This is a genomic window from Gluconobacter sp. P5H9_a (assembly GCF_018812085.1).
GTDB lineage: Bacteria > Pseudomonadota > Alphaproteobacteria > Acetobacterales > Acetobacteraceae > Gluconobacter.
Genome location: NZ_JACRVW010000017.1, coordinates 1 through 17,984 on the forward strand (window position 1 = coordinate 1; position 17,984 = coordinate 17,984).

Annotated in this window: 22 protein-coding genes; 10 read left to right on the forward strand and 12 right to left on the reverse strand. The window is 56.1% G+C overall.

Annotated elements, in window-relative coordinates; translation table 11 throughout:
- The 3 genes from KP708_RS12995 to KP708_RS13005 all read left to right on the forward strand — a co-directional run.
- On the forward strand, positions 1-410 hold a 410-nt coding region (locus KP708_RS12995), incomplete at its 5' end, for an integrase core domain-containing protein (RefSeq protein WP_215757194.1).
- Between the two features lie 60 nt (positions 411-470).
- Positions 471-1,228 (forward strand): IS5 family transposase gene (locus tag KP708_RS13000; RefSeq protein ID WP_215750804.1). Its coding sequence is split into 2 segments (ribosomal slippage): positions 471-792 and positions 792-1,228, totalling 759 coding nucleotides; the frame shifts between segments, so codons are not numbered across the junction.
- A 105-nt stretch (positions 1,229-1,333) separates the two neighbouring features.
- The gene (locus KP708_RS13005) at positions 1,334-1,978 is read left to right on the forward strand and encodes a hypothetical protein (RefSeq protein WP_215750805.1); all 645 of its coding nucleotides are present in this window, start codon (positions 1,334-1,336) and stop codon (positions 1,976-1,978) included.
- Positions 1,979-2,090: 112 nt separating this feature from the next.
- Here KP708_RS13005 and KP708_RS13010 read toward each other — a convergent pair whose 3' ends face one another.
- Entirely contained in the window at positions 2,091-2,939 is an 849-nt protein-coding gene (locus KP708_RS13010; protein WP_215750806.1) for an FkbM family methyltransferase, read from the reverse strand.
- 90 nt (positions 2,940-3,029) lie between these two features.
- Positions 3,030-3,272, reverse strand: coding sequence for a hypothetical protein (locus tag KP708_RS13015; protein ID WP_063904814.1), 243 nt, complete (start codon positions 3,270-3,272; stop codon positions 3,030-3,032).
- A gap of 191 nt (positions 3,273-3,463) precedes the next feature.
- Between KP708_RS13015 and KP708_RS13020 the strand changes: the two genes are divergently transcribed.
- The 4 genes from KP708_RS13020 (at position 3,464) to KP708_RS13035 (ending at position 5,282) form a co-directional block, all read left to right on the forward strand.
- Positions 3,464-4,102: a LexA family transcriptional regulator gene (locus KP708_RS13020; protein WP_194254787.1), complete on the forward strand. Its 639-nt coding sequence runs from the start codon at positions 3,464-3,466 to the stop codon at positions 4,100-4,102.
- 165 nt (positions 4,103-4,267) lie between these two features.
- Positions 4,268-4,492: a hypothetical protein gene (locus tag KP708_RS13025; RefSeq protein ID WP_215750807.1), complete on the forward strand. Its 225-nt coding sequence runs from the start codon at positions 4,268-4,270 to the stop codon at positions 4,490-4,492.
- 6 nt (positions 4,493-4,498) lie between these two features.
- A complete protein-coding gene (locus KP708_RS13030) occupies positions 4,499-4,795 on the forward strand; it encodes a hypothetical protein (RefSeq protein WP_215750808.1) in 297 nt (98 codons plus the stop codon).
- A gap of 88 nt (positions 4,796-4,883) precedes the next feature.
- Positions 4,884-5,282, forward strand: coding sequence for a hypothetical protein (locus tag KP708_RS13035; protein ID WP_215750809.1), 399 nt, complete (start codon positions 4,884-4,886; stop codon positions 5,280-5,282).
- 137 nt (positions 5,283-5,419) lie between these two features.
- On the opposite strand, the gene KP708_RS13040 is transcribed toward KP708_RS13035, so the two are convergent.
- The 8 genes from KP708_RS13040 to KP708_RS13075 all read right to left on the reverse strand — a co-directional run bounded on the left by KP708_RS13040 (position 5,420) and on the right by KP708_RS13075 (position 13,460).
- The gene (locus KP708_RS13040; RefSeq protein ID WP_215750810.1) at positions 5,420-6,067 is read right to left on the reverse strand and encodes a hypothetical protein; all 648 of its coding nucleotides are present in this window, start codon (positions 6,065-6,067) and stop codon (positions 5,420-5,422) included.
- Positions 6,064-6,711, reverse strand: a complete 648-nt coding sequence (locus tag KP708_RS13045) for a hypothetical protein (RefSeq protein ID WP_215750811.1) — start codon at positions 6,709-6,711, stop codon at positions 6,064-6,066. The genes KP708_RS13040 and KP708_RS13045 overlap by 4 nt, the downstream gene beginning before the upstream one ends.
- Positions 6,712-6,792: 81 nt before the next feature.
- The gene (locus KP708_RS13050) at positions 6,793-7,383 is read right to left on the reverse strand and encodes a hypothetical protein (protein WP_215750812.1); all 591 of its coding nucleotides are present in this window, start codon (positions 7,381-7,383) and stop codon (positions 6,793-6,795) included.
- Entirely contained in the window at positions 7,380-7,586 is a 207-nt protein-coding gene (locus KP708_RS13055; protein WP_215750813.1) for a hypothetical protein, read from the reverse strand. Before KP708_RS13055 ends, KP708_RS13050 begins: the two co-directional genes overlap by 4 nt.
- 403 nt (positions 7,587-7,989) lie before the next feature.
- Positions 7,990-8,145 carry a hypothetical protein gene (locus KP708_RS13060; RefSeq protein ID WP_156315436.1) on the reverse strand — a complete coding sequence of 52 codons (156 nt, stop codon included), beginning with the start codon at positions 8,143-8,145 and terminating at the stop codon, positions 7,990-7,992.
- Positions 8,146-8,298: 153 nt separating this feature from the next.
- Positions 8,299-9,591 carry a phage integrase central domain-containing protein gene (locus KP708_RS13065; protein ID WP_215750814.1) on the reverse strand — a complete coding sequence of 431 codons (1,293 nt, stop codon included), beginning with the start codon at positions 9,589-9,591 and terminating at the stop codon, positions 8,299-8,301.
- Between the two features lie 328 nt (positions 9,592-9,919).
- Positions 9,920-12,166, reverse strand: coding sequence for an FUSC family protein (locus KP708_RS13070; protein ID WP_215750815.1), 2,247 nt, complete (start codon positions 12,164-12,166; stop codon positions 9,920-9,922).
- A 31-nt stretch (positions 12,167-12,197) separates the two neighbouring features.
- Positions 12,198-13,460: a UdgX family uracil-DNA binding protein gene (locus KP708_RS13075; protein WP_215750816.1), complete on the reverse strand. Its 1,263-nt coding sequence runs from the start codon at positions 13,458-13,460 to the stop codon at positions 12,198-12,200.
- 207 nt (positions 13,461-13,667) lie between these two features.
- On the opposite strand from KP708_RS13075, the gene KP708_RS13080 reads away from it, so the two are divergent.
- The 3 genes from KP708_RS13080 to KP708_RS13090 all read left to right on the forward strand — a co-directional run bounded on the left by KP708_RS13080 (position 13,668) and on the right by KP708_RS13090 (position 15,499).
- Positions 13,668-14,132 (forward strand): MucR family transcriptional regulator, encoded by a 465-nt coding sequence (locus tag KP708_RS13080; protein ID WP_046901389.1) that lies wholly within the window; start codon positions 13,668-13,670, stop codon positions 14,130-14,132.
- Positions 14,133-14,200: 68 nt separating this feature from the next.
- Positions 14,201-15,154 carry a signal peptide peptidase SppA gene (sppA, locus tag KP708_RS13085; RefSeq protein WP_215750817.1) on the forward strand — a complete coding sequence of 318 codons (954 nt, stop codon included), beginning with the start codon at positions 14,201-14,203 and terminating at the stop codon, positions 15,152-15,154.
- 39 nt (positions 15,155-15,193) lie between these two features.
- A complete protein-coding gene (locus tag KP708_RS13090; RefSeq protein ID WP_215750818.1) occupies positions 15,194-15,499 on the forward strand; it encodes an integration host factor subunit beta in 306 nt (101 codons plus the stop codon).
- A gap of 449 nt (positions 15,500-15,948) precedes the next feature.
- Here the strand turns inward: KP708_RS13090 and KP708_RS13095 are convergent, their stop codons facing one another.
- Together KP708_RS13095 and trxB are read right to left on the reverse strand one after the other, a co-directional pair.
- Positions 15,949-16,845, reverse strand: a complete 897-nt coding sequence (locus KP708_RS13095) for a LysR family transcriptional regulator (protein WP_202207593.1) — start codon at positions 16,843-16,845, stop codon at positions 15,949-15,951.
- Positions 16,846-16,962: 117 nt separating this feature from the next.
- Positions 16,963-17,937: a thioredoxin-disulfide reductase gene (trxB, locus tag KP708_RS13100; protein ID WP_215750819.1), complete on the reverse strand. Its 975-nt coding sequence runs from the start codon at positions 17,935-17,937 to the stop codon at positions 16,963-16,965.
- Between the last annotated feature and the right edge of the window lie 47 nt (positions 17,938-17,984).

The window sequence follows — 17,984 nt, forward strand, 5'->3', positions numbered from 1 at the left end:
GCATCATCCCTTACCGGATCCACACCATTCTGACCGATAACGGCATCCAGTTCGCTGATCAGCCCCGTAACCGCAATACGGCCTGGTCGCGTCCCATGCGCTTCGACATGATCTGCGAAGCCCACGGGATCGAACATCGTCTGACGAAACCCAATCATCCCTGGACGAACGGTCAGGTTGAGCGGATGAACCGGACAATCAAGGAAGCAACCGTCAAACGCTTCCATTACGACAGTCATGAGCAGTTGAGGACACACCTCAACGACTTCATGGCAGCCTATAATTTCGGGCGAAGGCTCAAGACCCTGAACGGTCTCACACCTTACGAATACGTCTGCAAAATCTGGACTTCAGAGCCAGAAAGATTCATCATCAATCCAACCCATCAAATCCCGGGACTAAACACCTAGGCTCAGGACCCATTGATTTGATTGTGGAAATCTGATTCAGGCTCTGCGAGGAGACTGGCAATGAGCGACCTGTTTTGGCTGACGGATGAACAGATGGATCGTCTGCGGCCCTTTTTCCCAAAGAGCCACGGCAAACCTCGCGTTGATGACCGCCGAGTGCTGAGCGGGATCATTTTCGTGAACCGCAATGGGATGCGCTGGCGTGATGCGCCCTGGGAATACGGCTCCCACAAGACGCTCTACAACCGTTGGAAGCGTTGGAGCGACATGGGCGTTTTCATGCGGATGATGGATGGCCTGTCTGCTGCCAAAGCCGAGCCTCAGACCATCATGATTGATGCGACGTATCTCAAGGCGCACCGTACGGCTTCAAGCCTGCGGTTAAAAAAGGGGATCCGGGCCGCCTGATCGGTCGCACCAAAGGCGGTATGAATACCAAGCTCCATGCGGTCACCGATCAGAACGGACGACCGCTGAGCTTCTTCATGACGGCAGGACAGGTCAGCGATTATACCGGTGCCGCTGCCCTGTTGGACAATCTTCCTGCAGCACAATGGATGCTGGCGGACCGGGGTTATGACGCCGACTGGTTCAGGGACGCCCTGGAAGAGAAAGGGATCAGGCCCTGCATTCCGGGGCGAAGATCCCGCGGAAAACCAGTCAAATACGACAAACGAAAATATAAACGTCGCAACCGCATCGAGATTATGTTCGGAAGGCTCAAGGACTGGCGGCGGGTCGCCACCCGCTATGACAGATGCCCGACCGCCTTCTTCTCAGCCATCTGCCTCGCTGCAACCATCATGTTCTGGCTATGAGTTCTGAGCCTAGACTGAAGAGGTTTAATCTTGAATCCAAATCCTATTGGGCTTTTGAAAATCTGAAAGATTATATATATCCGATAGAATATTTTGGAGTGGGATATGACTGATATAACATTAAGCGCTTATCAAGCCTTATTTTCTACCGGACTAGGACTGTATGCCGTCAATGTATTTATAAATACATTTGATGAAGATATTTCTAAATTAAGAGATTATTCTTCTAATTTAGTCCAGTCCGTTACAGAAAAATTAAATTCCATTCAGAAGAGGGAAGATGAAATAACTGAAAACGCTAAAAACTCCGTCATACAAAAAGGCGGCTCCTTAGAAGACTACCTATCGACAGAGCAGATTGATGAAATTAAAAGCATAGACAGACAAAAAATTCAGTTTCATGGAGTTATTGATTGGTCAAATGAGATATCTATTGATGCAGACGATGAAATAAATAAAGTAAAGAAATTTGTTTCCAGAACGCAAAACATTTCTATTGCTCTATTTTTCTATTGTTTAATAGCGCTGTTGGTGACGACAAACTTTTCTACCTTAGAGCTCGAGCCAAAAATAAATGGCTGCGCAAATAATATTGTCAGTACATTAAATAACATATTCTTTCGAGATGTATCTTGGATTATTCTTATTCCTTTTGTTATATGGATTTTACGACGAGATTACGTTCTAAGTAACCTTAAAATGAAAAATATTTTGATGAAAAATCGATTGCATACAATAAAAATGAAATAACGATTTTTTGATCGTATAGGATCATAGGTGTCTACTTTCGGCTGTATAGATTCTTCGGCGGACCTTCCACTCTCCCCCTCCTAGCTGACAAGCCTCTCCTCCCCAGCACCCCTCAGAACCTGGAGAGGAGAATATTCCCCCGACTGCGAGCGCGGCGTTCATACCCACGGCGGCGTAATACCCGAAAGATGTCCTGGGCCCACCGCCCATGCTCGGTGTCTTCCATGATGATATGATCAGGCCACAACGTCGCTGGCGCCTCGCGGAAAAACGGCAGCAGCGCCCGGTCTTCGTAGCCCTCGATATCGATTTTCAGCACATGCACGGCGGTTACATCGCAGGCCTGCAGAAGATCCAGAAGCGGACGGATCCGCACTTGAGCACCGTGTCCCGCACCAATCCGACCGCCGCCAAAATCCCTGTTCACCTGCACGAGCTGGCCAGAGCCCTCCTGATCGCCCACCGCAACACGCAAGAGATCGGCCCGCATCCCGTTCAGCCTCATATTGGTGGCCAGCCGCTCGAACAGGACCGGGTTCGGTTCAACGGCGATGACGCGGGCCTCCCACTGGGCGGCATACAGGGAGAAGAACCCCATATTCGCGCCGACATCTACAAACGTCCCGCCTTTCGGCAGATGACGCCGCAGCCATTTCAGCTCACGATGATTGTAGCACGCGCCACACACCGCCGATTTTGCGTCCGTCTGGTTGTCCTGCGGATAAAACCGCACCTTCAACCCGAACAGGGTCGCATCAACAGGATCTGCGCAGCAGTCTCGTTTGAACCGTTCAATGAACGGCCGACGCAAACGACTGTACCCCAAGGGCGTGTTGAAGAAGACCTTCCGGATCGTCTTCTGCACGTCCGTCAACGGATAAGAACCAAAAGGAAGCGCACGCGCAGGGCCGTGTCCGTCCAGCACAATGTGCTCAGAAGACGGCTCTGAGTATTCTGACATAAGAGATGATGACCGTATGGAAGAGAGCAACGGGGCTTCGATGAAGCAAACGGCAGATTCAGGACGTGCTGTGTCCGATGGACCGCTCCGTCACAGCTTCCCGACCTCGCGGCAGAGCTGGAGCAGACCGCCCATCCGCTGCTGTAGCACGGCCCCGAGCACCATCACGCCCTCCAGCAGGCGCGCGCCTTCCGTATCCGCCCGCAGACTCTCGAGGCGTCCTTTGAGCAGCGCATGCTCGATCTCGATCAGACGCAGCACGTCGTGCAGACCGGCATGCAGCTCTTCGAGACCGGCTGGACGGGGTGGTGGCAACAGTGGATCTTCAGGCATGACAATCCCTTGGACAAAAATGTCGGTTTCATGCGAGGATCTGACGATGACGAGTCACGGGCCACGCAACATTTCGATGTCAACCGATACGGTTTTCCGACTTCCATATCAAGCGGAATATCGTATTCATGCCTCATTTCCGAATGAGGACCCTCTGCGTGCCCCGACATTCCAGGCGAAAGCGTAAACTCATGGACGACCAGATCCGCCTGATGCGCGAGCGCGGCGAGCGCCTCCGCGAAGCGGCGCAGAGTATTGGCATCACCCATGCCGCCAAGGCGGCGGGCGTGCCGTATACGACCTTGAGAGACTACATGAATGGCGGGGAGATGAAGTTCTCCGCCCTTGCGTCGCTGGCCCGGGTCTGCGGTGTGTCCCTGGACTGGATCGCCTTTGGCACGGCTGGCGGCTCACCCTCCGGGGCGACAACGGTCCAGACCACCTCGACCCGTCAGATCGTTGTGCCCTGGTATGATCATCATGAAGACGGCCTGCGGATTGGCCGTGACTGGTTGCAGAGTGTCATTCCCCGAGACCTCACAGCTCTCTGCCTTATCAGCAATGCAGGGGATGCGATGGAGCCGACCCTGTCCTCGGGTGATCTGGTCATCGTGGACCGGAGCGTCACGACCGTGACGGGCAGCGCGCTCTATGCGCTGGAGAGTGCTGGCGCCATCCTGATCCGTCGCCTTGACCCCAAACTCGGTGGCGGGGTCCGAGTGATTGCTGACAATCATCGCTACCCGCCTCAGGACGTTGAGGCCGATCGCCTGGAGTGCTTCAAACTGCTCGGCGAAGTGGTCTGGATCGGCGGCGTGCCTCATCCCTGAGGCGCTCACGATATACGGGAACCTGTTTGAATAAATAGGCGCATATCCGTATTGACGATACGCGGAAAATCGTAGATCATCTGGCTTGTTGAGTTCATCGTGTGTGCAGGGCTGTCCTGCCACACAGGAACCTCAAGGAGCTGGCGATGATGTCTTTGTCCCGTTGTGTCTTCTGGTCTGTCCCCTGTTCTTGCCGGTCAGGGGGCGCCTGACATGGTCGTCTCCATCCTCCTTGTCCTGATCGTTCTTCTCCTGCTGGTGCTGGCGCTCGGATCGTCGGTCAGGCTGTTCGCGTGGCTGAAGGCCCGCGACGTCCTGCCCCCTGCGGCTCTAATGCTGGGTACGGTGTTGGTGATCCGGGTCGTCTTCCACGCCCACTGGGGGAGATAAGCGCTCATGACGTCTTCAACCGACGGTCTGTACAGCGAAGCGACCGAAGCAAAACGCGCGGCCCGTCTGGCTGACTATCTCGAAGAGTATGGTGCCGAGGAAGACGAGACGCGGCTTCTGCTGAGATATGTCTCGTGGTTCGGAGTGGGTGCCTGTCTTTTGTGCGGCATCGCCTTGGCTTTGTCCTGGCATCCGCTCTTTGCATTCATTCTGGGCATGAGCTGTTGGACGGCTCCACGAGAACCGTTTCTCCGGAAACTGAAAGCTGCTGAAGACCGCCGCAGGCTTCGCGGGCTGGACTGAGACGGTCCGTTCGTTTTTCGGCAGGTCGCCCGCTTTTTTCCAATTCTCCCGTCATCGACTGTTTTGCAAAAACAGCAAAGGATCCCGCATGTCTGCACGTTTTCTCAGAACTCTTGCCGTCACGTTGTCTCTCACGGGGCTGATCGCCCTGACAGGCTGCGCTTCGGAAGGGAACGAAGCCCTCAAAAACGAGACCAGCGCGTCCATCGATCAGAAGATCCATGATGGTGTGACCACCAAGGTCCAGATCCGGGCCCTGTTCGGAGACCCGCGCGAGAGCACGTTCACCGATAGCGGCCATGAGCAGTGGCGCTATGCGTTCACCAATGCCTCGTCTGACGCTGCCAACTTCATTCCGCTCTATGGCGATCTGCATCAGGGCACCCATGGCACGGAAAAGACGCTGACCGTGATCTTCAACGGCGATGTCGTCTGGCATCACACCATGAATGCCTCCGCTGTCAAAACTGGCAGTGGGCTGTTCTGAGGTTACAGGGGGAAAGCCCCCTCTGCTGTTGCGAGCAGAGGGGGTTAACCCAGGCCGCTGAAGAGCTGGATGCATCGTCCGGGTCTGAGGGCATTTTCAAACCTTCCCAAGTCACCGTCGACGCCTCCGCTGGTCACTCAGTCTTCCAGCATGGCAGGACCTTGAGGCAGACAACTCCACTCTGCGGCCTGACCGAAGGGTTCCTCCTCGCCAGGCGGTGGAGAAACAACATTTCCTGACAATACGAGCAGCCGGTTCAGCGGCTCCCATTCCAGCAGTGTTTCAAGCAGCACGGCTGCGCAGTTCAAACGCAGAAAAGGGCTGTCCTGCGTCAGTTCTGTCATCAGGTCTGTCCGCAGTTCGAGAACGGATTCCTGCAACCCGCACGGCCGCAACCACGATGCCCGCTGGCGTGCGAGCCGGTACAGACAGAGATCATGAGGCGGTCGATCCTGCGGCCCACCCAGCACGCGGCGCAGGAACGACATGTGAAACCCCGCCAAAATAAAAGGTTGAGGCGCATCCACCGGCATCAGGGCCCTGAACAGGCGATCGCTGATGGTCAGGGCAGGCTGCCCGTGCTCATCGAGACTTTCTTCCAGACGACCCAAGGAACGCCGGGGGGCGCCAAGCCAGAGCAGGCTGCGTCCTTCGACGAAGCCATCCCTTTGCAGCAGCGTGACGGGAGCGCCCGCATAGGGCGCTCCTTTCTGATCCGGCGTGATATCGAGCAGTTTCAGGCGCGTGATGGGCCAGCGCGGCAGCCGGATCGGACCCTGGGTCATGACCCGCCTCCCGCGCGAAGCTGCGCTACCAGGGCGAGGAAACGCTTCTGTAACTGCGCTGGCTCAAGGAGGTCGTTGAGATACCAGATCTCGGGCGTAAGGCGCTGCTGCCGGTACACCTCCAGCCGTCGGTCAAACTGGGCCAGCAGATGCGCTTCCCAGTCATTGCGTGTCACGCGGTCCGCACCGCAGGCGCCCACGATCTCGATATGCATGACACGTGACCCGAAACGGATGGCGAAATCGGAATAGAACCGCGGCTGCTGCAACGGGTCGAGGGCGATTTCCAGATCCAGCGCGACATCCCGCGGAACGACGGGTTTGACGGCCTCGTAAGCAATGCGCTCAAGCGCTGAATTCAACCGGGTTCCGTCAGAAGCAACGCGGCCACGGCTGGGTAGACCGGGCCAGCGCTGCTCGACCCTGCGCAGGAGGCAGGCCCAGACGCCGGGTTCTTCATCACCCAGTTGCGTGAGATGCCGCCCCGCCGGCTGAAGGTAGCGGAACAGGCTTGAGGGCGGTTGTGCCTTCAGTCTGAAGCTAATGTCGCGATACAGATCGAGATCGTCATCCGTGGGCTCGAAGAAAGAGCGCGCGTGACGGCGCGCGGTCGCAGCAGCGACCGGGGTTTTTGTAAGAAGCATGAAGCATCCAGATTTTTGAGAAGATGAAATGAAGGGACAGGCCGACGCTGTCGGGCCTGTCGGTGTCAGGCGTTACAGGCGTTACAGGCGATACGGGAGGCCGCTCCCAGGCATCTGTCCGGTCCAAAGCGCCTCGATCAGTCTTGCCGCGGCATGAATGCGGACGAGATCGGAAGCCGGATGGACGCCCGAGCGGTCTTCCGCTGCAAACCGAACCAGAAGTCTTTCCGGATCATCTCCAATCCCTGCCAACTCTGGCGCAAGCTGGTGCATCAGATCGGCAAGGGTCATGACCTGCGCTGTTTTCGTTGAGCAGGGACCAAGCCAGGCCGCCTCCTGCACCCCCATGAGCAGAACGAGATCTGGATGCAGGCCAGGAGAAAGAAAAGCGCCATCTTCAGTGCCCTCCGCTGCACCGACTGGTAACGGCATGGGCTGCTGCAGGATCTGGTCCCGCAGAGCCTGTCTGTGTGCCGGGTCCTGATCGGCCTCCTGACAGGGAAACCACAGGCCCAACCGCTCAGCCACGGGCACGGGTTCGGCCCGGGACAGAACAAGATCGTACAGACAGACGGCAGTCCCGGTCGGCCGGAGCGGAGCGTCCGGGCGATCACGGGAGGAGACAAGACCCATCAGGCGGACAGCCAGGTCCGTGCGCCGGAAGGACGTCATGTCCGGTCTCCTGCGTTCTCCGTCAGCGCCCGGTTCAGGGAACGGACTGTCTGCGCCAGAACGATCAGCGTGCCCTCAAGCCGTGTGTCGCTGCTGAACGCTCCGGGCTGTGCGATCACGTCGCGCAGTGTGGGAAGAACGACGCCCGCAAGCACGGCGTGGGCATCAAAAAGCGTGTCGAGTTCGGTGACTAATCTGGTCATTGCGAAAGGCTCCAGAAAGAAGGAAGCCCCAGCGGAAACGAGGGAGAAAACCCTCGCTCTGGTCGCACGGCGACCATTCCAGCTCACGCTTTGCGTGAGCCCTCTGGGGTGAGGACCAGCCCGGTCCTCCCTTGCGAAGCCAAAAAAACGACAGAACCCTTTTGATCATTTTCCGTCGTGAGAGAGAGGAAGAGAGGTTGAGTTCTGCACCGCCGCCCTCCGGGCGGCGCGACCCCGGAACGGGGGCGCGTGCAGGTCCGGATGACGCGTCACAGCGTGATGCGGACGCCCCCGGCGGGGCACGAACATGAAACGGTTTTAAGCGACTGTTTTAAAAGGGTTTTTGGAGCCTTGCTCCAAAAACCCGGTATCGTGCCATTTCGGACGATCTGGCAGCCCGATTTTATGGCGCATTGCCATGGTCTGCAGTTGCTGATCGGGTATCATCCTGATCCGCCCTCGGCGTGTGACGCTTGAATGACGCATCCCGGGTCCGCGCGATGGCGACATGACGCATGGATGACGCGTCACGGAGAGTGTTCGGGCCAGCATGACGCATGAATGACGCATGTGTGACGCGTCATCGGGCGTTTGAGGGGCCTTCAGTGCGGTCGGCAGAATTCATGCATTTTGCCACAGAGGCGACGCTGGGATCCTAAAGGCATTGAAACCATTCCTACCCCGGAAAGGTTTTCGGAAGTTTGAGACCCGGTCAGGCGTCTGAATCCCCGGTTTCAGAGTCTTTCCAGGTGAAGAGCGGGGCGCTGTCAGGATTGGGGCGCGAAGGCTTTGCGACCGCCTCACTGGATTGCCCGGCACAGAAGCGTTCCCAGGCATGCATCATCTCGGAACGCCTGTTGAAGAGATCCCCCCGGCGATAGGCCGCCTCGACCTTGTCACCGATGGCATGGGCCAAAGCCATTTCGGCGACCTCCCTCGGGAAGTCGGTTTCCTCGGCAGCCCAATCCCGGAAGCTGGAACGCAAACCATGGATCGTCACATCCTTCGTGCCTGCGGCCTGATGGAGGGCCTTCGAGACGGCGACATCGCTTAGCGGTGATCCGACCCGGCCACCGGGAAACACGAAACTGTCCTCACCGGAACTGGATCTCAGAGTCTGGACTTTATACAGGAGCGCCATAGCTCCGTTCGTCAGGGGCACACGATGCTCCCGCCCGGCCTTCATCCGCTCGGCCGGGATGGTCCAGATCTTTTTCTTCAGATCGATCTCCGACCACAGGGCCTTGCGGACCTCGCCAGACCGGGTGGCGGTCAGGCAGACGAACCGTGCGGCCAGAGCTCCTACACCATGCTCGGCGCCGAGCCGGCTGTAGACCGGCGGGAGGTCGCGATAGGGCAAGGCAGCATGGTGCACCACCTTGGTGACGGCCGTGGGTTTGGGGAGGATGTTCGCCAGGTGCCCCCGCCAGCGGGCCGGGTTCTCACCCTCACGCCAGTGATGGCTCTGCGCATAGTCCAGAATACGCTCCATCCGTCCACGCAGGCGTGTTGCGGTTTCGGTCGTGCTCTCCCAGATTGGTCGCAGGACAGCGAGCACGTCCTCTGTCTGGACGCTGCCAATCGGTTTCTGGCCGAGGATGGGAGAGACATGCCGCTCCAGAGAACTGCGCCACATGGGCGCCGAACGCGGGTCTTTCCAGCCGGGAGCCTGCTCGGTGATGTACTGCTCGGCAACCTGCGCGAAGGTGCGCTTCTGAACGGTTTCTCCCTTCTGCCGGGCTTTCTCTTCCAGGGGGTCGATCCCCTCCAGAAGCAGGCGCCGGTTCTCGGCTGCCCGGAGTCGGGCATCAGCCAGAGAAATATCCCGGGCGGGACCGAGTCCCATCTCCCGTCTTTTGCCGGTCTTTGGGCTTTTGTAGCGGAAGGTCCAGGCCCGGGTGTCGCCCCGGACGGTAATCCATAGATTTCCGCCATCGCCGTGAACCCCGTCTTTGAGGGAGGCGACCTTGCGGGCATTCATCTGGTTCGGCGGAAGCTTGCTCATGGCTTTTCAGTCCCATCTTCCGTCCCACCTTACGGGATGGGTTTCAATGCGTCTATCTGCTTCTTCAGGATGGCATGTATTTCTGTAAAACCATGAAAAACAAAGGTTATTGCGCCGATCTGCTTTTCCGTGACGCCCCACATCGGCGGACACCCTCTCCGCCATAATTCCCAAGATCTGTGTATCTGACCTTAACCCTTACGAAGACTATCCTCCGTCTTGGAGCGTGGGTTGTGTCGCGGTATTGGGAATAAATCAGACTAGATTGTAATCGCTCTGCAATCTTCAAAATTCCCAAGCTATGTGAGAAGCATACTTCTCTTGTCGCCTAACGGGACTCTTGTACTTTCAGATGGCTGCGCTCGCCTCTAAATGGGCGGCTGGCATCTAAGAAGTCTGCGTTCGTTTGCATCGTATAAGCAATAACGACGAGGTAAGTGATTGCCCGCGTCATTTCCAGTCGCGTGACCAGATCTGTCTCATGCTCATCCAGTGCGCGCAGTCGTCTTACGGCCGCATTGGCGACACGAGCGGCCTTATCATGGCGTCGGGTAGACTGCTCGACGTAATGGAGCACCAGTTGGATCGGGCGTCTTGCGCTGTCGGGAAGGTATTCGCGGTCCAAGAGGGTTCGTAGGCGAATAATGTTCAGGCCCAGCGTAAGTGTGGCGAGCGTCCCCAGAATACAGGCTTCGATGAGCGGAGCGGGGGTAGGGCCAGCATGGCGGATCAGGCGTGCGAAACGGTCCGTATTGCGGCCGATCCAGATACTGATTTGAGGTGTCTGTGCGGGATCCGCCAGTCCGCGCAGTTCAGCCAGCATAATTCTGCGGAGACGCAGCCGTTCATCAGAACTGTTGAATGGCAATACGGTCCTGAAAACCAGGACACTGATGCCCACCGCCATAACAACGGCCATATTGCCGTTATAAAACGCCACTTCGTTCATCACGTGGTGGTTCTCCAGTCCCAACATTGCAGGGAGGAGAAGACCATAAGCAGCAGCGCCGCCAGCAGTGGACGGATTGCCTTTTGCCAAGCCACCAAGGAACATGGCCGGACCTAGGAAGAGCGCCAAAGTCTCGAAGGTCGTAACCTTGGGCATAAGGACAAAGACAAGTATCCACGCCACGACGTAAGCGACCAGAGCGCCTTTCAAAAACTCGGTAGTACCAAGAACCGGGTTTTCTTTAGTGGCGAACAGGCCGCAGACCAGCGTTGTGATGGCAATGAAACCAAGTCCGCTTGGCCATGCTGTGACTTCATAAATCAGGGCCGTAACAAGAACGGCACAAGCCCCGCGAAGGCCGTTATGAATTGCTTCGCGTGTGTCGCGGTGAGTCTGGCGCTGGAAATGAAAATGATCGCCTGGAATAGAGTGGGTGCTGGCCTCGTATTCCTTGATGGCAAGTTCCAGGTCCCCGAGCAATTCTCCAAGTGACATGAAGAGAACGCGTTCATCAAGGTGTGTCTCGGTATCCTGTTCATTCAGGCGTAGATCGAACGGGTCTGTTCCAGGAATGGGTTCATTGCTGTTCTCCAGATCAGTAATCCGGTGAGGGGCAGCATACAGGCGGCAAACATCACGGAGATGCTGGAGTTCTGCCAAAAGATCCGGGACAGATTCAGTATTGGCAATACGCTTCGGGAAATCTTTCAGGAACGAGAGGATTTCATCAGCGGCCTGCGTGAAGGCAGGGTGGTCATGGTTCAGAAGTTGCAGGCGCATTGCCATACCGAACCCGCGAGACAGCAGGGCTGATACGGAGGCAAGAGCGGCACGGGCATGGTCACCTTCGTGTCCATGCGGGCCCATCTCGACTTCTGCAAATTCAATCTGATCGTTAATGCTGAGGATAGTGCCAAACTGCCTGCGTGCTGCATTCAGGGCGCCGCGCTCCTCACCGAGAATACTCGTAAGCGTCTTCGTAACGAGAACCAGAGCAGACTCCAGCTTCTGGCGCAGTTGGATCCGGGCCTGCCGTTCCTGAGTGGTGGCAAAGATCAGACCCATGAAGGCTTCACACAGAACGCCGAGGGTAATGTAAGTGGTTCTGGATACGGCAACGGTGAAGATATTGTCCGGATCGGAAGCAGCATCCATACAAATGATCGAGCAGGTATATCCTGCAAGAACAAGGGCATAAGAGCGGAAGTTACTTACGAATGTTGCGAGCCCGCTGCACACGCCAATCCAGACGGCGATCATGGGAAAGAAGAGCCAGGGTGCCTGAGGCGCGGCTGCCATCAACGCAATAGATGCGACCGCTCCGGTAATTGTTCCAATGATACGCCATTTGGCTTTGGACTGGCTTTCACCACGGGTGGCCTGTGCAACAGCCCAGACAGTCATTGCGGCCCATGCAGGACTGTCCAGCTCCATCCAGAAGGCAATTCCGATGGCGAGACAGGCTGCAAATGTATTTCGCAGAGCAAAAGTCAGGGTCGCTGCTGATGGCGCATAGATCCATGACAGGGGCAGCTTGACCCTGGGCCGCAGAGCGGCTGACGCACCTGCACCTGATGGAGAACTGTTCGGAGTCGGACGTCCTGTTGACGTAGTACTGCCACTCATTGTGCGGCTTTCTTACTCCTGAAGCTGTCAATTAGGCGAGAGCGGAAATGGCCATTCTCAGATCTGCAACAAATTTTGTGTATTCACGTGTCCTGCTGTCCTCATCTGGAATTCTGAGCAGGTAAGAGGGATGGACAGTCACAATGCCAGTACTGCCATCTTCCAAAGTTATGTAACGGGAACGCTCTCGTGAAATAGTGATTGGTCGTCCAAGGACGGAACTGGCGCCAGTAACCCCGAGTAGAACTGTAACTTTTGGGCGTAGGATACGGCGTTCCGCCGCGATCCACGGAGCGCAGGAGGCCACCTCAGTCGCATCCGGTTTCTGATGGATGCGCCGTGTGCCGCGACGGACAAATTTGAAATGTTTGACGGCGTTACTGATCCAGGCCTGTTCCCGATTGCCTCCGGCTTCTTGAAGTGCGCGCTCGAAGAGCTGTCCCGCTGGGCCAACAAACGGTCTTCCCTGAAGATCTTCCTGATCTCCGGGTTGCTCGCCTACAAAGAGAATCTGGGCCTCCATCGTGCCTTCTCCGGAAACCGTGCGCGACGCATGATGACAAAGGTCACAAAGAGAACAATCCACGGCGAGGGACCGCAGTTCGGACAGGGAAGGTGTCTGTTCAATATCTTCCTGATCCGGTGTCACATGTACTGTCGCGGGGTTTGCCCAGAAGGCATTGTCCCGTCCGGCAGTTGCCGTTTCCTGGGCAAGATTAACGAGATCCACGTCAGTGCGCCCCGCTCCATCAATGGGCGGTCCAACGTAGTATTTATGGCCGTCCCAGCAAACTGTCGTGTCATCTGAAAGAAGAACCCAAGGGGAGACGCGTAGTCTGATGAGAGGATATCTCTGACTATCAATCAACTGAGGCGCTTGGCCTGTTCTAATGATCTGCCAGTTTGTGAGCCGGTTTTCTGGAAACGCGCCCCTTAATTCAAGAATTTGCTCTCGAACAGTGCTGGCAATCTTCTCAAATCGAATGATGTCGGCCTCGAGGGGGTTTCCATGATCCCGGATATATTCCAGCGCGCGATAAAGAATATCAAATCGCTCAGGAATATCAGACGCAAACACAGACGGAATGAGGGCGGCAAATTTTCGGGGTAAGCGAAAAGGGGAGGGGGTGTCAGGTAAATCCCGATCGGTTTTCGCCGCGTAAAGAGCGGCAGGCGCTCTAATACTCCAAGTGATGGAAGGCCCCGTGATTCGCTTGCTCAGGAAATTACGCGATTGTGTTCGCCATCCTGAAAAATCACTTGGTGAACAGAGTGTAGCGTCAACGGTTTGCATAAGGCTTCCCGGAAAGAAAATTAGCGAATTCCGAAACACGCTCTGAAGTGATTACTTCTTTTTTAAGGAACGTGTGGTCAATTTGGTATTAAAGTTGAGTGGCTATCTCGGTGGTATTGGGTATATATTCTGCAAACAGGCTCGGCAGAATGATTTCACGCTGTTGAGCATAGTAAAAATGCTATTTTGAATGGAAGGTAAGATATTATGTCGGAGAATACATCCCACCCGGATCTGTTGGAGCTTACAGCGCAGATCGTTGCTGCACAGGTTTCCAAGGGTAATGTGGATGCGGCGTCTCTCCCGGCATTGATCCGCCAGGTTTATGAAGCTCTTGCAAATGCTGGTGCTCCACAGGAAGAGCCGCAGCCAGAGCGTCCGCAGCCTGCTGTGCCGATCAAGCGTTCAGTATTCCCGGATTACATCGTCTGCCTTGAAGACGGCAAAAAACTGAAGATGCTCAAGCGGCACCTTCAGAGCGCTTATAATATGTCTCCAGAGCAGTATCGTGAGCGTTGGGGTCTTCCGTCCGATTATCCGCTGGTTGCTCCGAACTATGCACAGCGTCGCTCGGCTCTGGCACGCGAAATCGGTCTGGGCCGCAAGATCAGCGCAACAGGCGAAGGCAAGAAAGAAACTGGCCGGACGCGTCAGTCCAAGAAGCAGGACTAATTCCCGGCTTTCTGGAATTGTCTTTCTGAAAAAGCACTATCTGTCATGTGGTCGGAGAATACTGTTTCATGAGTTTAGAGGCAGAGACGCTTCTCCGATCCATGGCTGACAGCAAGCGCCTCCTTCTCTGGAGGGGCGCTGCGCTTCTGTTTTTTCTTGCAGCGCTTATTATTGCTGTTGGTAAAAGCCACTCAACTGTTTCCAGTTTAGATGCGCGTCCGCACATTGCGCGTCTGGTGGTTCACGGCGTGATCGGAAATGACGTTTCCCAGATCACGACGGCTCTTCGCAAAGCACAGAAGTCCTCTTCAGTAACCGGACTCCTACTGGTCGTTGATAGCCCGGGCGGTGGTGTCACGGGCGGGGAACGTCTGCACGACTCGATCGAGAAATTTGCGCAGGTCAAGCCGGTCGTTGTCACGATGGGCGATATGGGCGCGTCTGCTGCCTACATGCTCTCAGTTCCAGCACAGCATATCGTTGCACTGCCTTCCACATTGACGGGTTCGATCGGCGTGATCCTGCAGCGCCCCGATCTTTCTCCGTTGCTGGGGCGTGTCGGCATTGATGTTGCTGCTATTACGTCTGGTGCCATGAAAGATCAGACTGATCCCACAAGTCATCTCACGCCTGAAGGGCGCACGATGCTTCAGGGCTTGGTCAATGATCTCTTCGATCAGTTTGTCGCCATGGTCGTCAAAGGGCGCCACATGCCTGAGGACAAGGTGCGGAGTCTTGCTGATGGGCGGGCCTATACGGGGCGTCAGGCTCTGAGCTTAGGTCTGGTCGATGAATTGGGTGATGAAGACACTGCGCGGCAATGGCTCAGGCAGCGCCTGAAAATTGGAGACGCGCAGTATCCCGTCATGCCATTGCTTTCTGTGTCCAAGAAGCACTGGTATGATTTTCCCCGCAAACGGGCCATGCTTGAAGGTGTGTTTGGAACAGGCTTCACGGAGATGCTGGCAGGACGATTAACCCTCAGCAGCCTTGACGGGGCCGTTGCGATTCTGCAACCCTGAAAAGCCAGTTTCATGGGCGGAGGCAGATAGGCTGCAGTCATGACCAAATCGGAACTTATTGCAGAGCTTTCCACGATTTATCCGCACCTTCTGACGCGGGATATCGAGCGGATCGTTCACACCATTTTTGACGAGATCAGCGCAGCTTTGGCACGAGGTGATCGTGTTGAACTCCGGGGCTTCGGCGCATTCATTCCACGTCGCCGAGATGCACGAACGGGCAGGAATCCTCGAACCGGGGACACCGTTTCTGTTGAAGAAAAAAGTGTTCCTTTTTTCAAGGTTGGAAAAGAGCTGCGAGAGCGTGTGAATCACAGCGCAACGAAGTCAGCCGGGTCAGAGTGACTGGATATTCTTCTCGCTGTGTTTTGGGCGCCGCTTTTTGAAGCATAACAGCAGAGCTACCGTTTTCGGACGCGCGCTAAGATCCGTTGTGCGTTATTCTGGGGGCATGCGGAAAGCCCCTTCTTTACATGTTTGGATAGTCCCGATTTTCATAGGGGCAGTGTTCTGCACCGGGCTTCCTTCGGCAAAAGCTGCCTCAGAATCTTCTTTTAAAAAAACGGCTTCAGCAAAAACGCTACAGGGGCCTAAAGGTCGTAGTAGCATCGTGCCCTGTTATCATTCTCAACTGGGTCTGATTGTTCTCAAGAGCAACGTTGAAAGCACTCATGCCCGGCATGGAAATGGCTTCGCGCCGGTCGGCGAAGCCGTCTTCCGGTCTAGCGCAGCCCAGCATGCCTGTGTCACGGGGCACGGCCGCCGCGGATAAACGCGGCGGTGTTAGATGTGCCTTATTCCTGGCCCTTGAGACTGCTGATTTCTGAAAGCAGGAAATCGCGGAATACTGCGATCCTTTTGGATGTTCGCAGTTCTTCTGGATACACGAAGTATGCCTCTACCAGAGGCACAGCCTGACCTGGCAGGACTCTAACCAGGTTGGGATAAGACGCTGCCGTGTAAAGCGGAAGAGAGCCAATTCCCGTTCCGGACGCAATGGCATTGGCAACAGCGGCAATATTGTTAATCGCCAGCCTGCTCCCACGATGTGCCAGCCCTTCATGCCGAAGAAGGTCCAGAAGCCAGTTTACATTCGGTAGCGGCAAATGACGCCCGGCAAAGCCGATGATCTGATGTTCCGCTAATTCCTGCAGATTTGTCGGCGTGCCGTACCGATCCAGATAGTCTGGGCTGGCATAAATTGGCATCGGGAAATTGGCCAGATGGCGCTGTACAAGGTCTGGCTGTGTCGGCGGATGCAGGCGAATAGCCACGTCTGCTTCACGCATTCCCAGATCGAGGTCTGCGTCTTCAAGAAGAAGCGTGACCTCGATATCAGGGTGCAGTTCCAGAAAGCGATGCAGTCTCGGAGAAAGCCAACAAAGGCCAAAACCGGTGGTTGTCGTGATTTTTATTTTGCCCGCCGCTCGTTCCTTGCTTTCGCTCAGGAATGCCTGTGTCAGGGCCAGCTTGGAGAAGACTTCACGCACGGTGCGATTCAGAACCTCACCCTGTTCAGTCAGGATGAGGCCTCGTGCATGCCGATGAAACAGCGGAACACGCAGAACCTCCTCCAGAGCTGAAATCTGCCGCGAAACGGCAGACTGGCTCAGGTTAAGTCTGTCACCTGCATGGGTGAAGGACCCGGCTTCGGCGACTGCGTGGAAAATACGCAGTTTGTCCCAATCCATGTGGTGGTCTCCCCGATCGCTGGCGCGTCGGTCCTCGTCCTTCTTGCCCATGTCACCTGGCGTTGTTTAAGCGGTGTGTCGTTGAAGGGACGAAACTGTCTGAACCTTCGACGAGGGTCAAGTTTTTGTCATAGCAGGTATGCCAGAAATGTAGCGTTCGGCTTCCAGAGCGGCCATGCATCCTGTGCCCGCAGCCGTCACAGCCTGCCGATAAATACGATCCTGAATGTCGCCTGCGGCAAAAACACCCTCTACCGAAGTGCGTGTTCCACCGGCTTCCGTGATGATATATCCATCTTCATCACAGGCCACTTCATGGCGGAACGGCCCGGTATTCGGGCTGTGACCGATGGCGACGAATACACCATCAACGGGCAGAGTTTCGCTCTCTCCCGTCTGGGTATTCTTCAGGCGAACGCCACACACCACTTCCGGCGTTCCGGCACCAAGAACTTCTTCGACAGCACGATTCCAGTGAACTTCAATTTTCGGATTCGCAAAAAGACGCTCCTGCAGAATGCGTTCGGCCCGGAAACCGTCCCGTCGATGAAACACGTGAACCTTGTCAGCGTGGTGAGTCAGATAGAGCGCTTCTTCCACGGCTGTGTTGCCACCCCCCACGACCGCAACAGTTTTACCGCGATAGAAAAAGCCGTCACAGGTTGCGCACGCCGAAACGCCGCCAGCCTGAAGGCGCTTTTCCGACTCGAGACCGAGCCATTTGGCCTGAGCGCCCGTTGCGATCACGACTGTACGTGCAAGAAACTCGTCCCCTGAGTCGCCTTTCAGATGAAAGTATCCATCTGCGGCCGGGCCGTTCTTCAGGTCTGCCTCGGTAATCAGGTCATAGATCAGGCGTGTGCCGACATGTTCAGCCTGTTCACGCATCTGCTCCATCAGCCAAGGGCCCTGAATGGGAGCCGCGAAGCCAGGGTAGTTTTCAACGTCGGTCGTGATGGTCAACTGGCCGCCAGGCTGAAGACCCGTCACGAGAATCGGTTTCAGGCTGGCGCGTGCGGCATAAATGGCGGCAGTGTAGCCAGCGGGGCCTGCGCCCACGACCAGAAGGTCCGTATGATGGATTTCAGGCATGATCGATCCTCGTCCGTGTTTTGACCCCTCATATAGAGCTTTCAGAC